This is a genomic window from Seonamhaeicola sp. NFXS20, assembly GCF_049132085.1.
In the GTDB taxonomy this organism is placed as follows: Bacteria; Bacteroidota; Bacteroidia; order Flavobacteriales; family Flavobacteriaceae; genus Seonamhaeicola.
Genome location: NZ_JAFMPU010000010.1, coordinates 64792 through 83270, shown reverse-complemented (window position 1 = coordinate 83270; position 18479 = coordinate 64792). Strand labels below are relative to the sequence as shown.

General features: G+C 32.3%; 16 protein-coding genes and 1 pseudogene. 7 read left to right on the top strand and 10 right to left on the bottom strand.

The features are described 5' to 3' along the window. Positions 1–27: 27 nt before the first annotated feature. Complete coding sequence (locus J1D01_RS13590; protein ID WP_421151197.1) at positions 28–1368, bottom strand: coiled-coil domain-containing protein; 1341 nt, start codon at positions 1366–1368, stop codon at positions 28–30. A gap of 328 nt (positions 1369–1696) precedes the next feature. On the opposite strand from J1D01_RS13590, the gene J1D01_RS13585 reads away from it, so the two are divergent. Next, the gene (locus J1D01_RS13585; protein ID WP_421151196.1) at positions 1697–1921 is read left to right on the top strand and encodes a hypothetical protein; all 225 of its coding nucleotides are present in this window, start codon (positions 1697–1699) and stop codon (positions 1919–1921) included. 48 nt (positions 1922–1969) lie between these two features. Here J1D01_RS13585 and ettA read toward each other — a convergent pair whose 3' ends face one another. The 5 genes from ettA to J1D01_RS13560 form a co-directional block, all read right to left on the bottom strand. Next, positions 1970–3661, bottom strand: a complete 1692-nt coding sequence (gene ettA / locus J1D01_RS13580) for an energy-dependent translational throttle protein EttA (protein ID WP_421151195.1) — start codon at positions 3659–3661, stop codon at positions 1970–1972. A gap of 47 nt (positions 3662–3708) precedes the next feature. Next, positions 3709–3891: a CAL67264 family membrane protein gene (locus J1D01_RS13575; protein WP_076701540.1), complete on the bottom strand. Its 183-nt coding sequence runs from the start codon at positions 3889–3891 to the stop codon at positions 3709–3711. Between the two features lie 104 nt (positions 3892–3995). Beyond that, the gene (locus J1D01_RS13570; protein WP_421151194.1) at positions 3996–4721 is read right to left on the bottom strand and encodes a pirin family protein; all 726 of its coding nucleotides are present in this window, start codon (positions 4719–4721) and stop codon (positions 3996–3998) included. A gap of 34 nt (positions 4722–4755) precedes the next feature. After that, the gene (locus J1D01_RS13565) at positions 4756–5193 is read right to left on the bottom strand and encodes a MarR family winged helix-turn-helix transcriptional regulator (RefSeq protein ID WP_372937469.1); all 438 of its coding nucleotides are present in this window, start codon (positions 5191–5193) and stop codon (positions 4756–4758) included. Between the two features lie 18 nt (positions 5194–5211). Beyond that, the gene (locus J1D01_RS13560; RefSeq protein WP_421151193.1) at positions 5212–5742 is read right to left on the bottom strand and encodes an NADPH-dependent FMN reductase; all 531 of its coding nucleotides are present in this window, start codon (positions 5740–5742) and stop codon (positions 5212–5214) included. 157 nt (positions 5743–5899) lie between these two features. Between J1D01_RS13560 and J1D01_RS13555 the strand changes: the two genes are divergently transcribed. After that, positions 5900–7528 carry an acyl-CoA carboxylase subunit beta gene (locus J1D01_RS13555; RefSeq protein ID WP_421151192.1) on the top strand — a complete coding sequence of 543 codons (1629 nt, stop codon included), beginning with the start codon at positions 5900–5902 and terminating at the stop codon, positions 7526–7528. Between the two features lie 110 nt (positions 7529–7638). On the opposite strand, the gene dnaK is transcribed toward J1D01_RS13555, so the two are convergent. Then, entirely contained in the window at positions 7639–9549 is a 1911-nt protein-coding gene (gene dnaK / locus J1D01_RS13550) for a molecular chaperone DnaK (protein ID WP_372937466.1), read from the bottom strand. Between the two features lie 309 nt (positions 9550–9858). Here dnaK and J1D01_RS13545 point away from each other — a divergent pair, with 309 nt between their 5' ends. The 3 genes and pseudogenes from J1D01_RS13545 to J1D01_RS13535 form a co-directional block, all read left to right on the top strand. Beyond that, positions 9859–11280, top strand: a complete 1422-nt coding sequence (locus J1D01_RS13545; protein ID WP_421151191.1) for an L-serine ammonia-lyase — start codon at positions 9859–9861, stop codon at positions 11278–11280. Between the two features lie 457 nt (positions 11281–11737). Beyond that, complete coding sequence (locus tag J1D01_RS13540; RefSeq protein WP_421151190.1) at positions 11738–13678, top strand: chlorophyllase/cutinase-like alpha/beta fold protein; 1941 nt, start codon at positions 11738–11740, stop codon at positions 13676–13678. Positions 13679–13772: 94 nt separating this feature from the next. Further along, a pseudogene (locus tag J1D01_RS13535) lies at positions 13773–13943 on the top strand (L-serine ammonia-lyase, iron-sulfur-dependent, subunit alpha); the annotation flags it as partial. Positions 13944–14011: 68 nt separating this feature from the next. Here J1D01_RS13535 and J1D01_RS13530 read toward each other — a convergent pair. The 3 genes from J1D01_RS13530 to J1D01_RS13520 are packed head-to-tail and all read right to left on the bottom strand — an operon-like array spanning position 14012 to position 16391. Then, a complete protein-coding gene (locus J1D01_RS13530; protein ID WP_372937464.1) occupies positions 14012–14203 on the bottom strand; it encodes a cold-shock protein in 192 nt (63 codons plus the stop codon). 42 nt (positions 14204–14245) lie between these two features. Beyond that, on the bottom strand, positions 14246–15403 hold the full coding sequence (locus tag J1D01_RS13525; protein WP_421151189.1) for a DEAD/DEAH box helicase: 1158 nt from the start codon (positions 15401–15403) through the stop codon (positions 14246–14248). Between the two features lie 16 nt (positions 15404–15419). Further along, positions 15420–16391 (bottom strand): fatty acid desaturase family protein, encoded by a 972-nt coding sequence (locus J1D01_RS13520; protein WP_421151188.1) that lies wholly within the window; start codon positions 16389–16391, stop codon positions 15420–15422. A gap of 498 nt (positions 16392–16889) precedes the next feature. On the opposite strand from J1D01_RS13520, the gene panB reads away from it, so the two are divergent. Together panB and J1D01_RS13510 are read left to right on the top strand one after the other, a co-directional pair. Next, positions 16890–17708, top strand: a complete 819-nt coding sequence (panB, locus tag J1D01_RS13515; protein WP_372938927.1) for a 3-methyl-2-oxobutanoate hydroxymethyltransferase — start codon at positions 16890–16892, stop codon at positions 17706–17708. A 52-nt stretch (positions 17709–17760) separates the two neighbouring features. Further along, positions 17761–18462, top strand: coding sequence for an RluA family pseudouridine synthase (locus J1D01_RS13510; protein WP_421151187.1), 702 nt, complete (start codon positions 17761–17763; stop codon positions 18460–18462). The last annotated feature ends 17 nt before the right edge of the window (positions 18463–18479 follow it).

Sequence of the window (18479 nt, the reverse complement as noted above, 5' to 3'; positions counted from 1 at the left end):
CTAAAGCGGGGTAACGCCCTGTGTATTTTAAGACAATAAATCGTCTTCTGTTGCTTCTGGTTTTGGTTTGTCTTTTGGAGTATCGTCTCCTTTTGGTTTGCTAGTATCTGCTTTATAGTATTCTTCAAAAATTTCTTTCATATCAATACCGTAGCGTTCTGCAAAATTCTTTTGTATATCTACGTCTTTCTCACGAATTTCTTGTAAGGCTTCGGCATAACTACTGTAAACACCTTGCATTATTTTTTCATGTACAGGTATGTTATCCATCATATCTTGACGAGCTTTGGCACTAGCTGTATGCATTGCTGCAAGGGTTTCACCTATATGTTCATCTGTTTTAACACCCAAATGTTCTAAAATAGCTGCAAATTCTTGGTCTGTACGTGCTTTTAAAGCCACTACGTAACCATCGTAATATTTAAGGCGCTCTTCTGTATCACTTTTTAATTTAGCGCGGTGTGTTTGTAAATTGCTTCGTAAAGAAGTAAGCACTTTTATTGTTAAATTATGCTTGTGCACAAAACTGTCTTTACTGGCAGCCAATGTGGTGTAAGCGTTTTTAAGACCTTCTAATTCTTCAACTTTTTGTTCTAACTCTGTTACTTTTCCTATAGCCTGAGCATATTCTGCAGATTGTTTGTCTGCAATATCTTCAAGTCCTTGTCTTGCTTGTTTTAACAGTGCATACTGTTCTTCAAGTTTTGCTTCTACCTGTTTCTTTTTTTCTAAGGCTTTGGTATGGTTTTTAGTAGCTTCAACAATAGCATCTTGAAGTTTGTCTTCAACCTCTTTTATTTCTACTTCACGATTTTTAAGACGTGTTACTGCGGCTTGACTTTTATAAGATAATTCTGATAGTAGTGTTTGTACATCGGCACTTTCAATACGTGCTTGAAACATGGCTTTGGCTTTATTATCTGCTTCGGCTCTTGTTTTTTCAGCTACTTTAAGAGCGTCTTGAGCTTTTTTAATTTTGCTTTTACGCCCCCAAAGGTTATTCCACCACGTATCTAGCTTATTTTCAGCATCTTCAAGTTCAACTTTAGCTCGCTCTAAGGCTTTTTGAGCATCATCTATTACCTTTTGCTCTGTGGCGTTTAGTGATGAGAATTTTTCAAAAAGAATACCTACTTCATCTTGATAATCTGTTAAATCTTTTATGGCATCTAAAAGTGTAGTCCTGTCCTTTTCGGCCATATTTACTACATCATCTAAAGTAGCGTTTAATATTTTTTGGCGGACTTCAGGATCATCTTCTTGTGCTAATTTAGATTTCATAGTGTCTATGGCTTTCCCCCAATTAACATCTACTTTCTCGGTTTTTTCGTTAGAATTAGTTTCTAATAAGTCAAAATCATCAGACATAGTAAGTTTTCTGTATTAAGTTGAACAATTTTATAGTTAAGCAATTTCGTTAAAAAAGATGACTTTTAAAACTGTAATGGCTCTAATAATTGGTACAAATTATTATTAAATTGTTACAAAATATCATGTTTTCGATGAAATGCACTTAATAAATTGTAAGATTTTAATTAAACTAAAGTAGTCTAAACCCTTTTATTTGTAAGAAATTAAGCAATAAACATAATGCTATTGTTAACAAATAATGTTTATATTCTTTTCATTTTTAGTTGTTTAGTACTTAATTTAATCATTATATTTGGATTGCTATTAACAAAATTCTACCAAACTCATGTCACTTAACCTCACTCCAAACTTTCTTCTTGTTTCAGAGTATACTATATTAACCGTTTTGATTATAGTTGTTATATTTTTTGCATTACTTTTAATTTTAGGTATTAGAAAATCATATAAGTTAAAAAAGGAAAATGAACGGCTTGATAAAATAAGTAAAGAGATTGCACGTAAAGAAAGTGAAGAATATAAAGACTTTACTAGTGGGCATATGTACCAATAATAAATATTATAAAAAATAAGCCTGCTTAATAGCAGGCTTATTTTAATGTTATCTAATAAGTTTTTTATATTTTATTCGTTTTGGCATAATATCGCCCCCAAGTCGTTTTTTCTTATTCTCTTCGTAATCTGAGAAACTACCTTCAAAGAAATACACTTGAGAATCACCTTCAAAAGCAAGGATATGTGTACAAATTCTATCTAAAAACCAACGGTCGTGACTAATAACTACCGCACAACCTGCAAAATTTTCAAGACCTTCCTCTAAGGCTCGTAGCGTATTAACATCAAGATCGTTTGTTGGCTCATCTAAAAGTAACACATTACCTTCTTCTTTTAAAGTCATGGCCAAATGCAATCGGTTTCGCTCACCACCTGAAAGTAATTTTACTTTTTTATTTTGCTCACTACCAGAGAAATTAAATCTACTTAAATAAGCCCGAGAGTTAACTTGCTTACCTCCCATCATAACCAACTCTTGTTCATCACTAAAGTTTTGCCAGATAGTTTTCTCTGGGTCTATATTTGAATGACTTTGGTCTACATAGGCTATTTTAGCTGTATCACCAACTTTAAACTCTCCCTTATCAGGTGTTTCTTCTCCCATTATCATCCTGAAAATAGTGGTTTTACCTGCACCATTTGGTCCTATAACACCTACAATTCCTGCTTGTGGCAAATTAAAGTTTAAATCTTCATAAAGTAATTTATCATCATAACCTTTACTAACACCAACAGCTTCAATAACATTAGTACCTAGACGTGGCCCATTTGGAATATAGATTTCAAGTTTTTCATCTAGTTGTTTTTGATCTTGACTCAATAACCTGTCATAATTTTTTAAACGAGCTTTTTGCTTAGTTTGACGCCCTTTAGAGCCTTGACGAACCCATTCTAATTCTCGTTCTAAGGTTTTTTGACGTTTAGATGCTGCTTTTCCTTCTTGAGCCATTCGCTTAGACTTTTGGTCTAACCAAGAAGAGTAATTTCCTTTCCAAGGAATCCCCTCTCCTCTATCTAGCTCTAAAATCCAACCTGCTACGTTATCTAAAAAATATCTATCATGAGTTACAGCTATTACAGTTCCTTTATATTGCGCTAAATAATGCTCTAACCAATGTACAGACTCGGCATCTAAATGGTTGGTAGGCTCATCTAAAAGTAATACATCAGGTTCTTGAAGTAATAATCTACATAAGGCTACTCTACGGCGTTCTCCTCCCGATAGAACCCCTATTTTCTTATCACCATCAGGCGTTCTTAAAGCATCCATGGCTATTTCTAGTTTGGTATCTAATTCCCAAGCATTGGCTGCATCAATTTGATCTTGTAATTCTGCCTGACGATTCATTAGCTTCTCCATTTTATCTGGGTTGCTATATACCTCTTCTAAACCAAACTGATCGTTTATTTTATTATATTCATCAAGGATTGCTACAGTTTCTGCAGCACCTTCTCGCACCACCTCCATAACTGTTTTTTCATCATCTAATAGAGGTTCTTGTTCTAAATACCCTACTGAATAGCCCGGTGAAAAAACAACGTCTCCTTGATAGTTTTTATCTACACCAGCTATAATTTTTAATAAGGTAGATTTACCAGAGCCATTTAAACCTAGAATACCAATTTTGGCACCATAAAAGAAACTTAAATATATGTTTTTTAAAACGGGGGTATTAGCACTTTGAAATGTTTTGGTAACACCCGACATTGAAAAGATTACTTTTTTATCGTCACTCACTATTTAAAAATTTATCAGATTAGAAAATTAGATGTTTTTAGGTGATCCTATACTCTACCTTTTAAAGCATTAAACACCCAAGCAATTGCAAAAAAACCAAATCCTACTGAAGCAAAGCCCCATCCAGCTATTTCATCATATCTAAAAGCTCCTAAAGCTATTAAACCTACACCTACAAAAATCATAATCCACGTAGCCCATGCTAACACAGTGTTTTTATTCATTGACATATTTATATAAAATCTTTTAATTTAATTCTAAAAACAAATATCGTACTTTTTAAACAAAAAAAGCATTCAAAGTTTGAATGCTTTCTATATTAGTTGCTTTTAAGTTATAGCGAAACCATTGGAACTTCAATAAATAATACCTCTGTTTCTTCTTGAGTTTTAATAATGACATCTTGAGTTTCTGAAATTGCAATGGCGTCTCTAGTTTCTAAAAAATTATTATTTATTGTTATTTTGCCTGAAATATTCATGATATAAACTCCATGATTTTCACTTATTAAATAGTATGTGAACGTCTCTCCTGCTTTTAAATCTATACGAGATATTTTAGCATCTTGTTTAATTTTTAAACTCTTTTCGTCCTCATTATTAAAAGAGGTTACCAAGGTTTGTAGTTTACCTTTTCTATCTTCAGCCTTAAATTCTTTTTGGTCATATCTTGGTGATACACCTTGTTTTTCTGGGATAATCCAAATTTGAAATAAATTTAAGTTTTCATCAACAGAACCATTAATTTCAGAGTGTTGCACTCCTGTACCAGCACTCATAACTTGCACTTCTCCTGGAACTACAGAAACCCATTCATCATCCATATTATCTCGATGTTTTAAAATTCCTTTTAGAGGAATTGTAATGATTTCCATATTTTCATGCGGATGCATACCAAAACCCATTTTAGGAGCAATAACATCATCATTTAAAACTCGTAGAGCTCCAAAATGGATACGTTCTTTATTAAACCAACCTGCAAAACTAAATGAATAGTTTGCTTGTAACCAACCATGATTTACAACCCCTCTTGTGTTTGCTTTATGTATTACAGTTTTCATTTTTAATCCTTTCTGGAATTCCCCCTTTTATAATTTATCTTATTTTATCTAAAAGATTACTTAATTGAGTAGCTTCTTCTTCGGTTAGGTTTTCTAATAAATCTTCTTTAAAATCTTTATCAATGTCTTTTAACAATTGTAACCCTTCATTAGTTATTTCAATATGTACAACACGTCTGTCTTCTGGACACGGAAGCCTATTTATTAAATTTTTAGCACATAATTTATCCATTAAACGTGTTGCGTTAGGGGCTCGTTCAATCATACGTTCTTTAATAGTTTGAACTTTTAACGGTTTACCCGCACCTCTTAAAATACGTAGGATATTAAACTGCTGTGGCGAGATACCAAAAGGTTTAAAAAACTCGTTTTGATGGCTATTAATCCAGTTAGCGGTGTAAATAATGTTTATTAAAGCCTTAACTTTATTATTTACAAATTTTGAATTAATATCTTTTGAAATATCTCCCATTAATCAATTACTTATATTTTATAAAGCTTTTTGAAATATTCTCACCTGCTTAATTAATTCTGAATTTAAGTCTTTATTAATAATCTTACCTTCAGAAAAGTTTTCACCAAAAAAAGGCAAACTAAACTCTGCAACAATATTACCACCATTAAAAGGAAATCTGTTTTTTGCGATTTCTAAAACCGATGCACCACCTCTACCTCCTGGAGATGTTGCCATTAATAACATTGGTTTTCCTGCCCAAAGTTTTCCTTCTATTCTAGACATCCAATCAAACAAATTTTTAAAAACAGTGGTATATGCACCATTATGTTCTGCTAACGATAAAACAATACCATCAGAACTTTGAATTTGTTCTAAAAACTTATGAGCATCTTCAGGAATACCTTTCTGGTTTTCTAAATCTATACCGTAAATTGGCAGTTTATAATCGTTTAAATCTAAAACAGCTACTTCTACATCATCTACTAAATTAGCTGCATAAATAGCTAATTGTTTATTAATAGATGTTTTACTATTGCTACCTGCAAAGGATATTATATGTTTCATATTTAATATTTTATTTTACATTACAAATGTACAATTTAAAATAATATATTCCAAGGAATATATTTCCATGATATATAATTTGCGATTTTATTAAGAAATATACTTCTGTTTTTAAAGAAATAACTTCTTTTGTACTTTAGCATCAAACATAAATTAAATGGATATCAACTTCAATAAAAACGAAGATTACAATAAACTCTTACTAACTGAATTAAACAAAAGATTAGCCAAGGTAAAACTTGGTGGTGGCAAAACCAGAATAGAAAAGCATCATTCTAAAGGCAAAATGACTGCCAGAGAACGTATAGATTATCTTTTAGATGATAAATGTAAATCTATTGAGGTTGCTGCTTTAGCAGGAGAAGATATGTACACAGAACATGGTGGATGCCCATCAGGTGGCGTAGTGGTTAAAATAGGCTATATAAAAGAGAAGCAATGTGTTGTGGTTGCTAATGATGCCACTGTAAAAGCAGGAGCTTGGTTTCCTATAACTGGCAAAAAGAATTTAAGAGCACAAGAGATTGCTATTGAAAATAAACTCCCCATCATTTATCTAGTTGATTCTGCTGGTGTTTACCTGCCTATGCAAGATGAGATATTTCCAGATAAAGAACATTTTGGGCGTATTTTTAGAAACAATGCCATTATGAGTAGTATGGGTATTACCCAAATTGCAGCTGTAATGGGCAGTTGCGTTGCTGGTGGTGCTTACTTACCTATTATGAGCGACGAAGCTTTAATTGTAGACAAAACAGGTAGTATATTTTTAGCAGGCAGCTACCTTGTTAAAGCGGCTATTGGCGAAACCATTGATAACGAAACCCTTGGTGGCGCCACTACACATTGTGAAATTAGTGGTGTTACAGATTATAAAGCCAAAGATGATAAAGATGCTTTAGATACCATAAAAAATATAGTTGATAAAATTGGTGATTACGATAAGGCAGGATTTAACCGTATTAAGCCTTTAAAACCCTCAGAAAATCCAGAAGATATTTACGGCATTTTACCTAAAAGTAGAACCGATCAATACGATATGTATGAAATTATAAAACGATTGGTTGACAACTCTGAGTTTGATGAATACAAAGCAGACTATGGGAAAACCATTATTACTGCTTATGCAAGAATAGATGGGTGGGCTATTGGTATTGTTGCTAACCAACGTAAATTAGTAAAAACCAAAAAAGGAGAAATGCAATTTGGAGGTGTTATTTATAATGACAGTGCCGATAAAGCAACCCGATTTATTGCCAATTGCAATCAAAAGAAAATCCCGCTACTTTTCCTTCAGGACGTTACCGGGTTTATGGTTGGCAGTAAAAGTGAGCACGGTGGCATTATAAAAGACGGTGCTAAAATGGTTAATGCTGTTAGTAATTCTGTAGTACCAAAATTTACTGTAATTATAGGTAATAGTTATGGCGCAGGCAATTATGCTATGTGCGGAAAAGCCTATGACCCCAGATTAATTGTATCATGGCCAAGTGCAGAACTTGCTGTAATGAGTGGTAATTCTGCTGCTAAAGTGTTGCTTCAAATTGAGAAAGCTTCGTTAGAAAAACAAGGTGAAAAGTTTAGTAAAGCAAAGGAAGATGCGCTTTATAAAAAAATTAAAGACAGGTATGACAATCAAGTATCGCCTTATTATGCTGCCGCAAGAATTTGGACAGATGCCATTATTGACCCTTTAGACACAAGAAAGTGGATTAGCATGGGGATTGAAGCAGCTAACCACGCTCCTATTGAAAAGAAATTTAATTTGGGAATTTTGCAAGTTTAAAATAAAAAAACATAACTCTACAATAATCTATTCTATTATAAAGTTATACTACAAAAAAAAGTGCAACTTAAAATTAAGTTGCACTTTTTAATTTAACAATTTCTTGTCTATTATTTTACTTCTTCAAAGTCTACGTCTTCAACGTCGCTTCCTTCATTAGCATCACCTCCTGCATTTGCATCTGGTCCTGGTTGTGCTCCACCTGCTTGTTGCGCTTCAGCTTGTGCTTTGTACATTTCTTCAGATGCTACTTTCCAAGCTTCGTTTATTTTCTCTAAAGCAGGATCTATTACCGCAATGTCTTTAGTTTCGTAAGCTTTTTTCAATTCCTCTAAAGCTGCTTGAATTGGTTTTTTCTTATCATCAGATAATTTGTCTCCAAATTCTTCTAATTGCTTTTCCGTTTGGAAAATCATAGAATCTGCTTCGTTTAATTTCTTAGCAGTTTCAGCCGCTTTTTTATCTGCTTCAGCATTTGCTTCGGCATCTGCTTTCATTTTTTGAATTTCTTCTTCTGTTAATCCAGAAGATGCTTCAATTCTAATATCTTGTTTTTTACCAGTTGCTTTATCTTCAGCAGATACTTTAATAATACCATTGGCATCAATATCAAACGTCACTTCAATTTGAGGTGTACCACGTCTTGCTGGTGGAATACCATCTAAATGGAAGCGGCCTATTGTTTTATTATCCGCCGCCATTGGTCTTTCTCCTTGTAGCACATGAATTTCTACAGAAGGCTGATTATCAGCGGCTGTAGAGAATATTTGTGATTTTTTAGTAGGAATAGTTGTATTGGCTTCAATTAACTTAGTAAATACATTACCCATAGTTTCAATACCAAGTGATAATGGTGTTACATCTAAAAGTAACACATCTTTAACATCGCCAGTTAAAACACCTCCTTGAATACCTGCTCCTAAAGAAACAACTTCATCTGGGTTTACACCTTTACTTGGTGCTTTTCCAAAGAATTTCTCTACAGCTTCTTGTACTGCAGGAATACGTGTAGAACCTCCTACTAATATAATTTCATCTATATCACTTTTACTCAATCCGGCAGATTTTAACGCAGATTCACATGGCTCTATAGTACGTTTTACTAAATCGTCTATTAATTGCTCAAATTTAGAACGTGTTAAGGTACGTACTAAGTGTTTTGGGCCACTTGCAGTAGCTGTAATATATGGTAAATTAATTTCTGTTTGAGAAGATGATGATAACTCAATTTTAGCTTTTTCGGCAGCTTCTTTTAAACGCTGTAAAGACATCGGGTCTTCTCTTAAGTCCATAGACTCTTCAGCTTTAAACTCATCTGCTAACCAGTTAATAATTTTTTCATCTACATCATCACCTCCTAAGTGTGTGTCACCATCGGTAGATAATACCTCAAATACACCATCACCTAATTCTAATATAGAAACATCATGTGTACCACCACCAAAGTCAAAAACTACTATTTTTTGGTCTTGACCTTTTTTATCTAAACCGTATGCTAAAGCTGCAGCAGTAGGCTCATTAATAATACGCTCTACTTTTAAACCAGCAATTTCACCAGCTTCTTTAGTTGCTTGACGTTGAGAATCGTTAAAGTAAGCAGGTACTGTAATTACCGCTCTACTAACATCTGCACCTAAATAATCTTCGGCAGTTTTCTTCATTTTTTGAAGAATCATTGCAGAAAGTTCTTGTGGTGTATATAATCTACCATCAATATCAACTCTTGGTGTATCGTTATCACCTTTAACTACTTTATATGGTACACGTTCTGCTTCACTTTTAGACTCAGAATATTTATTCCCCATAAAACGTTTAATAGAATAAACTGTTTTTGTTGGGTTTGTTACCGCTTGTCTTTTTGCAGGATCACCAACTTTAATCTCACCACCCTCAACAAAGGCAATTACCGATGGCGTAGTACGTTTACCCTCTGCGTTTGGGATTACTACAGGATCATTACCTTCCATTACAGAAACGCAAGAGTTGGTTGTTCCTAAATCTATTCCAATAATTTTACTCATAATATGTTATACTTTATTGTGTTGAATGTTCATTTTTAAACTCGGTTACTAAATGTCAATGATTATGCCATTACAAAAATGCTGACACAGTGTCATATTTTATTTGGGTGTTACCCAATTTTATAGTGCATAAGAAACCTTGTTTGAATGCTAAGATGTCAATTTCAGTACTAAATTATATAAGACTTATCTCTTTAATTGGTAACTAACTAAATCATACAACACTATTTTTAAGATAAATTGAGCAAAAAGATTTTATTTAATTAAGATAAACTAATCTATATTTGTTAAGATCTAATTTAGAATTTTATGGAATGTATCTCCGTTTTCGATATGCTTAAAATAGGCATTGGTCCTTCTAGTTCTCACACTCTTGGACCTTGGCGAGCAGCAGAACAATTTATAAAAGAACTTAAAGATTCTAATAATTTAAAAGAAGTTCAAAAGGTTACCATAAATCTTTATGGCTCACTCTCTTTAACAGGTAAAGGGCACGCCACAGATTACGCAATTGTTTTAGGATTACTAGGTGCCAACCCCGAAACTATTCCCGTTAATGATATTAAAAAAAAAGTTGAAAACGTTAAATCTACTAATAAATTAAATCTGAATGGTGAAAACTTAATAGATTTCTATTTTGAAAAAGATATCAAATTCAAAAAATCATTTTTACCCTTTCATGCTAACGGTATAACTTTCATTGCACATATAAAATCTGACAAAATAACTTCTACTTTTTATTCTATTGGAGGTGGTTTTGTAGTTAAAAAGGAACGGAAAAATGCCAAAAAGAATTTTGAAATTAAATGCTCTTTCCCCTATCCTATTGAAAAAGGCACAGAGCTTTTAGAGTTTTGTAAAACACTTAATAAATCTATTTCTGAAGTTGTTTTAGAGAACGAAAAATCAATTAGAACTGAATCTGAAATTGACCATGAGTTAAAACGCATTTGGAATGTTATGCTAGAATGTATGTATACAGGTTGCCATACCGAAGGCACCTTACCTGGTGGGTTGAATGTTAGGAGGCGTGCCTATGATATGCATCAAAAATTAAAAGGCATAAAACCTTATGCTAATCCTGTAGAATGGATTTATAGCATTAGAGATACCGAAGTTAAATTTAGGCAAATTATTAAATGGGTAAGCTGTTTTGCTTTGGCAGTTAATGAGGTAAACGCATCACTAGGGCGTGTAGTTACAGCACCCACAAATGGAAGCGCCGGTGTAATTCCTGCTGTATTAATGTATTATTTAGTAATTGAAAATCACGACGGTAATTTTGATGATATTAAAAAATTCTTGCTAGTAGCTGGGGAAATTGGTAGCATTTTTAAAAAAGGAGCTACAATTAGTGCTGCTATGGGTGGGTGTCAAGCTGAAATTGGAGTGTCTTCTGCTATGGCAGCGGCAGCTCTTTGTGAACTTTTAGGCGGTACACCCGAACAAGTATTAATTGCTGCTGAAATAGCTATGGAACACCATTTAGGATTAACTTGCGACCCTATTGCTGGCTTAGTACAAGTACCTTGTATTGAACGAAATGCTATGGGGGCTATAAAAGCAATAAATGCAGCAGAATTAGCACTTGATACCTTACCCGAAAACACCAAAGTACCACTTGATAAAGTAGTAAATACCATGTGGGAAACAGCCAAAGATATGAATACCAAATACAAAGAAACTAGCGAAGGTGGTTTAGCAGTAGGTGTTAACCTTACAGATTGTTAATTTCTACTTTAAGTCTCTCTAATTAAAAAAACGATAAACATTATTTTTAAATATATTTAGTCACTTAGACTAAAATATTAGACATTTATAAAGTATTATTGCTAAATCTTATTTATATCTTTATTTTGAGGCATTATATCATTATAGTAGTATGACAGATAAATGCCGTCAAATATTTTTTTTGTTAAAAAATATTACAAAAAACATCAAACCAGAAAAAACTGTAGTAAAAGGAGCTTCTCTAAGTTTGTTAATTGTTACGTTCTTTTTTTGGATTCTATATTCTTTTCTAATTTACACCAATCTTAAAGATTTTTGGATAATAATACTATGCTTCGTTTTTGCTTTATTTATTGTTGTGTTTGGATATTTACTTAAATGGAGTACTATATTTTTAGTTCGCATACCTAAAATATTTATCATAGCTATTTCAGTAGCTACACCCTTAATATACATAATGACATCTGATGGGTTATTAACAGTACTTATTGTTATTATATTATCATTATGCGGAGCTAGTATAGTAGTTTTAAAAAAAGGATTTAAAAATTTATCTATTACACATAAAATACTCACATTGTTAGTCGCTTCTATAGGATTTGGTGGGCTAAGTGGTATTATTTTTATATATAATAAAAATGTATTTAATGTTGAACCAATAACAAATGCTGCTTTATTATCTGAGTCACAAATTGAGCCATTAGACATAATTTCCCCTTTAGAAAAGGGTCCTTATAAAGTAAAACATTTAACTTATGGTAGTGGAACTGATCTCCATAGACTAGAATATGCTACAAAAGTTGATTTTATAACTAATCCAGTAAATGGCTCTAGGTTACTTAAAGATCAAAGTGGATTTAGAGGCTGGTGGCGTAAAAAATATTGGGGGTTTAACTCAAAATCTTTACCTCTAAATGCAAGAGTTTATTTTCCAGAAGGAGAAGGTACATTTCCTTTAGTTTTAATTGTTCATGGCGACCATAGTATGCAGGATTATTCTGATAATGGGTATAGCTATTTAGGTGAGTTATTAGCTTCTAAAGGAATTATAATGGCTTCAGTTGATGAAAATTTCCTTAACAAATCGTGGTCTAATTTATTCAAAGGCTTAAACAAAGAAAATCATACAAGAGGTTGGTTATTACTAGAGCACTTAAAAACTTGGCACGAATGGAACAAACAGAAAGATCATATATTTTATAAAAAAATTGATACAACAAATTTAGCTCTAATAGGCCATTCTAAGGGAGGTGAAGCAGTTGTATACGCCTCAATATTCAATAAACTACCTTTTTACCCTGATGATGCTTCAATAAAATTTAATTACAACTACAATATTAAGTCAATTGTTGCAATAGCTCCTGTAGATGGACAAAATAAACTAGGAGGCAGTAATCCGCGACTTGAAGATATAAATTATCTTGTATTGCATGGCTCACAAGACGGAGATGTAAGTTCCTTTATGGGATCTCAACAATATGAAAGAATTGTTTTTAATGATAGCCTTTATCATTTTAAATCTGGACTTTATATTTACGGGGCTAATCATGGACAGTTTAATTCTAGTTGGGGCAGCAATGATAATTTTAACCTGTTTTCAGGATTGCTTAACCAAAAACAACTTATTAATGAAGAAAATCAGAAAAAAATTACTAAAATTTACATAAGCTCATTTCTTGATGTCACGCTAAACAATAAAAAAGAATATCTACCCTTATTTATTGACGCTAGAAAAGGAAAAAACTGGCTACCTAAAACAATTTACTTAAATCAATTTGAGGATTCAAGTTTTAAGGCTATTGCTAATTTTGACGAAGATTTTAATGTTTCAACAACTTCAAAAAAGGGAGGAATAATTGAGACAAAAAACTTATCTTTATGGAAAGAGCAAGAAATACAACTTAAATGGCGAAAAAAAGGCAGTAGATCTCTTTTTATTGGATGGAAATACGACTATGATGATAAAACTAAATCAATTAAATCTTTGCCTAAGTCATTAATTTCTTATTATACAATAAATATACCTCCCACTCCTTTAGACTCTACATCATCATTAGTGTTTTCAATGTCAGAATACAAGGAAAACAATAATCAAAAGCCTGTAGATTTTACCATCATACTAAGTGACACACATGGACATAAAATAACTTTCCCTCTGAGTAAGTTTTCTCCGCTACAAAAAAAAATAAATGTGGTTATTAAGAAGTCTGAATTCATTAAAGGCATTAAACAATCTGAAATGGTATTTCAGACGTTTTATTTTCCTTTAAAAGATTTCAAAAAAAACAATCCAAACTTTGATTTCTCAAATACTAATAAGATAAGCTTTATTTTTGATAAAAATAAAAGTGGTACAGTAGCTCTAGATAACATTGGGTTTATGAAAAGTTTAGATTAATTAATGATGTTTTTCCATTTTAGTTCTTTTTGAGGATAAAAAATACTCTAATATTCTTTTAATTATATAAGGTGTTGTAAACACCTTAGTACAAGAAGTTATAAATGCAGCAGAATTAGCACTTGATACCTTACCCGAAAACACCAAAGTACCACTTGATAAAGTAGTAAATACCATGTGGGAAACAGCCAAAGATATGAATACCAAATACAAAGAAACTAGCGAAGGTGGCTTAGCAGTAGGTGTTAACCTTACAGATTGTTAAAAATCTACATATTTGAGCATAAAAAAAGCGACTATAATAGTCGCTTTTTTTAAGATTATTGAAGCGTTTTATACTACTTCAACATTTATGGCATTTAAGCCTTTTCTTCCTTGTTCTGTGTTATATTGAACTTTATCATTTTCTCTAATTTCATCTATTAAACCAGATGAATGTACAAAAATATCTTCGTTTGAATCGGCTGGTGTAATGAAACCAAACCCTTTTAAATTGTTAAAAAACTTTACTGTTCCTTCTTTCATAATTATTTATTTTATTTATTATTATTTATTGTTTGTGTGTTATTAATTTACAAATGTGTAAGCCATTCCTGTGGTTTCTGCACGTCCTGTTCTTCCTATTCTGTGAATATAACTGTCCATACTTTGAGGTAATTGATAGTTTATAACATGCGTTACGCCTTTTATATCAATTCCGCGGGCAGCTACATCTGTTGCTACCAATATTTTTGTTTTACCAGACTTAAATTGGGCAATGGCCTTTGTTCTATAATTTTGAGATTTATTACCGTGTATCACATCAGATTTTATACCCGACTTAATAAGTTGTTTACTTAGCTTGTTTACAGCTCTTTTGGTTTCTGCAAATAACAATACTTTTTCAAAAGAAGGCTCATTAACAAGATTAAATAGTACATCAAATTTATTTTCATTCCTCCCTACTCTAATAATATCTTGTTCTACATTATCACTAGACTTAGTTCCGCTAGATATAGCCACTTGTATAGGATTATGTATAATTTGATTAATAAGTTTTTCTTGAGATGTGTTTACCGTAGCACTAAACAACATAGTTTGTTTACGGCTATGCATACCAGAAACTATTTTCTGAATGTCTTTAATAAATCCCATATCTAACATGCGGTCAAATTCATCTAAAACAAGTGTTGACATGTTATTAATTCTCAAGGCTTTTCTATCTATCAAATCGTTCAATCTTCCTGGGGTTCCCACAACTAACTTCAACTTCTGTTTAGATTTTACAATGTCTTTTTCAACATTAGTACCACCTATAAAACATGCTGATGAAAACCTTAAATCTTTTGTTAATGATTTAAATTCTTCTAAAACCTGTTGAGCAAGTTCTCTTGTAGGTACTACTACTAATCCTGTAATTTTATCACTTTCCAACATTTGTTGAATCATAGGTATAAGAAACGCTCCTGTTTTCCCAGTACCCGTTGCGGCTATTCCTATTAGGTTTTTTCCTTGTAACAAATCATCAATAGATTTGTCTTGAATTTCTGTTGTAGCAAAATATCCCTTATCTGAAATATTCTTACTTAATTGTTGATGCAATTCTATTTCAGCAAAATCTCGTGTTATAACTTGAGGTTTTACAATTGTTTGCGTTGATTTTTTAACCAGCAACTCTGGATTTAATGTAGAGGCAGGTCTTTTACCAGATAATCTTTTCTGGTTTCTATTTTTATTATAATTCATATGTTTTTATTATTTATTAAGAGTTACCTTGTATAGGTTGTAACTCCATGCGCCCCAAATCTCGGAGCATTTTAAAGTGTTTAATAACTGCAGTTAAAAAAGAACCACTAGAATGATACGGTAGCCCAAACTCTTCGGCTGTTTGTTTCACTATTGGGGAAATTTTTCTATAGTGTATATGCGAAATATAGGGAAATAAATGGTGTTCTATTTGGTGGGTTAACCCCCCAACAAACCAAGACAACACCGGGCTTTTAACTCCAAAATTACAAGTAGTTTCTAATTGATGTGCTAAACGTTCAGACTCCATGTTACCATGTTCATCTGGTAGTGGGAAAGAAGCTTCTGGAGATACATGTGCTGTTTGAAAAATTAACGAAATGGTTAATCCTGTTACAAAATGCATAGCCAAAAATGCTAAAATTACAATCCAAGGAGCAAAAGACGTTAAAATGATAGGAAGCACAAGTGCATAAGAATAATAAACCACTTTCCAAGCTATAATCTTAATTACACCGTTAATATAGGTTTTTCGGTCTTTAACCAATCCCATTTTATAATACTTTCTATAGCTAATAAAATCTTTTGATGTAATCCATGAAATGGTTGATAACCCATAGAAAAACCAAGCATAAAGATGCTGAAATCTATGGAGTTTGTTTTTAGGTGCATGAGGTGAAAACCTAAGAAAAAATGGTGCGTTAATATCATCATCATGGTCTTCAATATTAGTAAAACTATGATGCAGAACATTGTGCTGTAATCTCCACACTTTATCATTAGCACCAATTAAGTTAATGGTATACCCCATTATTTTATTAATGGTTTTATTTTTTGAATAAGAACCATGAATGGCATCGTGCATAATGCCCATACCAATACCTGCCATACCAAATCCACTTAATATGTACAATCCAAATAGTAATGGAATGCTGGCTATAGGTAAAAAAATAATTGCTGCTAAAGGCGCAAAGAACAATAATAACATAACAACAGTTTTAAAAACCATGTGCGTATTACCATATCTACTTTTGTTTGAGCTTTTGAAATATTCCGACACACGAAACTTCAATGTCTTGGGAAAATCAGAGCTTACTGATCTTGGGAATGTTAATTTTTTAATAATATAAGAATTTGTTAAACAATATTTACTTCAAAAACAGGAAAAAAACGTGAAGTAAAATCTAAATGGAAATGCTTAACGAAGAACTACTTTAAGTAGGGTATTTTTACTATTTTTTAGCTAGCTCGGATAGGCTAACTGGTCGCAAATATAAGTAATCTATTTAAGATAACCTAATTATAAATAAACATTAAATTAAACAAGCATTATATTTTCTTATAAAAACCTCTAAGAATTTATTAATTATTAAAGGCTAACTATTTATATAGCTAAAATTATTTTTCACTAAAAAGGATAGGCAATAAACAAAAATTTAACAGTTTAATTTACTACTTTTGCGTGCTATTCCTAAACTAATAAAAGATGTCTACAGCCAAAAAAGAATACAAGCGTATAACTGTAAAATCATTAGTTGACATGAAGTCTACTGGTGAAAAAATATCAATGCTCACTGCGTATGATTATACTATGGCAAAAATTGTTGACGGTGCTGGTGTAGATGTAATTTTGGTTGGTGACTCTGCTAGCAACGTTATGGCGGGTCATGAAACAACTCTACCCATTACTTTAGATCAAATGATATATCATGCATCTTCTGTTATTAGAGCTATAGATAGAGCTTTGGTAGTAGTAGATTTACCATTTGGAAGCTATCAAAGTGATCCAAAAGAAGCACTTCGTTCTGCCATTAGAATTATGAAAGAAAGTGGTGCTCATTCTGTAAAGTTAGAGGGAGGAAAAGAGATAAAAGAATCTATTAAGCGTATTTTAAATGCGGGTATTCCTGTTATGGGGCATTTAGGTTTAACACCACAATCTATTTATAAATTTGGCACCTATACCGTTAGAGCTAAAGAAGAAGAAGAAGCTGATCAGCTTATTAAAGACGCTAAAATGTTAGAGCGTACGGGTTGTTTTGCTATAGTTTTAGAAAAAATACCAGCTGAACTTGCCAAAAAAGTAGCAGAAAGTGTTAGCATTCCTATCATTGGTATTGGTGCTGGTCCTCATGTTGATGGACAAGTATTAGTACTGCATGATATGTTAGGGATGACTCATGAGTTCAACCCTAGGTTTTTACGTAGATATCTTAATTTATATGAAGACATGACCAATGCCATGAAACAGTATGTCTCTGATGTTAAGAGTATGGATTTTCCTAATGAGAGTGAACAGTATTAGCAACTAGCAAAATTAAATCTTTTGAACCTTAGCGTATTTGTGAGCATAAATAATGATAATTAAAACTCTATCAAACAAAAATAACCTTCAAGTTCTTTACGAAGATAATCACATCATCATAGTTAACAAACGTGCGGGTGATATTGTTCAAGGAGATAAAACTGGTGATAAACCTTTAAGTGATGTTGTTAAAGAATACATTAAAGACAAATACAATAAACCCGGAAATGTATATTTAGGTGTTGTACACAGGTTAGACAGACCCACAACTGGCATTGTAGTATTTTCAAAAACTAGTAAAGCATTACCCAGGTTAAATAAACTTTTTGCCGATAAAAAAGCTAAAAAAACCTATTGGGCAGTTGTTAAAAACAAACCCAAAAAACCAGAAGACACACTTATTCATTGGCTAAAAAAAAATCCTAAAAACAACAAATCTTACGCTCATTTAAAAGACGTTACAGATAGTAAAAAAGCTATTCTTCACTATAAACAATTAAAAAAATTAGACAATTATTTTTTATTAGAAGTAAATCTTGAAACAGGAAGACACCATCAAATTAGGTGTCAACTATCTACCATTGGTTGTCCTATAAAAGGTGATTTAAAATACGGTTTTTCAAGAAGTAATAAAGATGCTAGTATTCATCTGCATGCCAGACAAATTCAGTTTACCCACCCAGTTTCAAAAGAAAACCTCAATATTATAGCGTCACTACCTAAAGACCCCATTTGGGATGCTTGCCTAAATTAAATATCTTTATAAAAACT

What these genes read in the sequence shown, in the direction of transcription:
- J1D01_RS13520 (WP_421151188.1), bottom strand. Translation starts at nt 16,391, where the DNA reads ATGTTATTATTGTTCTTTGCGCCTTTAGCAGCAATTATTTTTTTACCT.
- J1D01_RS13510 (WP_421151187.1), top strand. Translation starts at nt 17,761, where the DNA reads ATGATAATTAAAACTCTATCAAACAAAAATAACCTTCAAGTTCTTTAC.
- J1D01_RS13570 (WP_421151194.1), bottom strand. Translation starts at nt 4,721, where the DNA reads ATGAAAACTGTAATACATAAAGCAAACACAAGAGGGGTTGTAAATCAT.
- J1D01_RS13525 (WP_421151189.1), bottom strand. Translation starts at nt 15,403, where the DNA reads ATGAATTATAATAAAAATAGAAACCAGAAAAGATTATCTGGTAAAAGA.
- J1D01_RS13540 (WP_421151190.1), top strand. Translation starts at nt 11,738, where the DNA reads ATGACATCTGATGGGTTATTAACAGTACTTATTGTTATTATATTATCA.
- J1D01_RS13530 (WP_372937464.1), bottom strand. Translation starts at nt 14,203, where the DNA reads ATGAAAGAAGGAACAGTAAAGTTTTTTAACAATTTAAAAGGGTTTGGT.
- J1D01_RS13555 (WP_421151192.1), top strand. Translation starts at nt 5,900, where the DNA reads ATGGATATCAACTTCAATAAAAACGAAGATTACAATAAACTCTTACTA.
- J1D01_RS13565 (WP_372937469.1), bottom strand. Translation starts at nt 5,193, where the DNA reads ATGGGAGATATTTCAAAAGATATTAATTCAAAATTTGTAAATAATAAA.
- J1D01_RS13545 (WP_421151191.1), top strand. Translation starts at nt 9,859, where the DNA reads ATGGAATGTATCTCCGTTTTCGATATGCTTAAAATAGGCATTGGTCCT.
- J1D01_RS13585 (WP_421151196.1), top strand. Translation starts at nt 1,697, where the DNA reads ATGTCACTTAACCTCACTCCAAACTTTCTTCTTGTTTCAGAGTATACT.
- J1D01_RS13575 (WP_076701540.1), bottom strand. Translation starts at nt 3,891, where the DNA reads ATGTCAATGAATAAAAACACTGTGTTAGCATGGGCTACGTGGATTATG.
- panB (WP_372938927.1), top strand. Translation starts at nt 16,890, where the DNA reads ATGTCTACAGCCAAAAAAGAATACAAGCGTATAACTGTAAAATCATTA.
- dnaK (WP_372937466.1), bottom strand. Translation starts at nt 9,549, where the DNA reads ATGAGTAAAATTATTGGAATAGATTTAGGAACAACCAACTCTTGCGTT.
- J1D01_RS13560 (WP_421151193.1), bottom strand. Translation starts at nt 5,742, where the DNA reads ATGAAACATATAATATCCTTTGCAGGTAGCAATAGTAAAACATCTATT.
- J1D01_RS13590 (WP_421151197.1), bottom strand. Translation starts at nt 1,368, where the DNA reads ATGTCTGATGATTTTGACTTATTAGAAACTAATTCTAACGAAAAAACC.